The sequence below is a fragment of the uncultured Microbulbifer sp. genome, from assembly GCF_947489355.1.
Classification (GTDB): Bacteria; Pseudomonadota; Gammaproteobacteria; order Pseudomonadales; family Cellvibrionaceae; genus Microbulbifer.
Genome location: NZ_CANLDD010000157.1, coordinates 1 through 1009 on the forward strand (window position 1 = coordinate 1; position 1009 = coordinate 1009).

The window sequence follows — 1009 nt, forward strand, 5'->3', positions numbered from 1 at the left end:
TGTGTTAGAACCTCAACAATGCGAGCTTGCTCTTACAAATCAATAGGCTACATCCAAACGGGAACAGCCCCTAGTAATATCTGTGCCAGTACCAAATAAACACCAAAAGTAACTTTTGAAACGCCACGGCGTAGTACCATTGATGTGTAGGCTGATTGGCTAAGTTTACCATAAGCCAGCAGTAAGGGGATTAGCAATAAAAAATACCACAAAGACCCCTTGGCAGCTTTACCAAGTGCCAACGTAATAAAGACGTAGTACGGCATACCTAAAAACCACAGTAGCTTCATTTCTGTTGTCCACATTCTAGTTTTAAACGATGGATAATATCAGGTTCAACGGCGTTTGAGGGGCGCAGCCTGGAATGGTAGCAAAAGGCGGCGGTAACGCATCCGTTGCAACCATTCGTTATGCGACGTTCTGTATGGCAAGTATGCGTTTTAGTCATTCTTGGAAAATGTTGTGGCGAGGGCAAATAGTATGCCGATAACCGTGCCCACAAGAACAGAGAGTATTGGGGATAGGCAGAATTCTAGTGGGACCATTGTAAATATGTCAGAGGTTAAAATCGGAAGAATGAAAGGCACTAGTTTTTTTTGAAAGGATGAGGGGGTAGGAGTCTCAGTTTTGTATGGAGGTTCTTTTGCTCGTTGTGATTGTAGTAGAGCCTCTCCTAGTTGGTTAGCGGTTTCTTTGTCCATATTTTTCTCTAAGTCAATGCTTTTAGACTCCTAAAGCTTGCAGCAACGGCAGGCAAACCCGATGCGACTTTTTATGTAAAAGACGTAACAGTTTTACCTGTCCGATAGCCTGTGCTTATTATGTGACCCGCACTCGGGAATTTTTGAACTCGAATAATGCATAAGTAGAAAGACTAGCATCAACCCTAGTCCAGCACTTCCTACAAATCCGACCCAATAATTCAAAATCAACTCCTAGATTCAACTTGTAAGTGCATATCTCAATGGAGCTAGAAAAAGCGGCCAGTTGCCCGTAGACTTCTCGCTTT

General features: G+C 43.1%; 1 protein-coding gene. It reads right to left on the minus strand.

Annotated features, from left to right (window positions below; all coding sequences use genetic code 11):
• Positions 1–47 precede the first annotated feature (47 nt).
• Positions 48–290, minus strand: coding sequence for a hypothetical protein (locus tag Q1A48_RS21260; protein ID WP_299948858.1), 243 nt, complete (start codon positions 288–290; stop codon positions 48–50).
• Positions 291–1009: the final 719 nt, after the last annotated feature.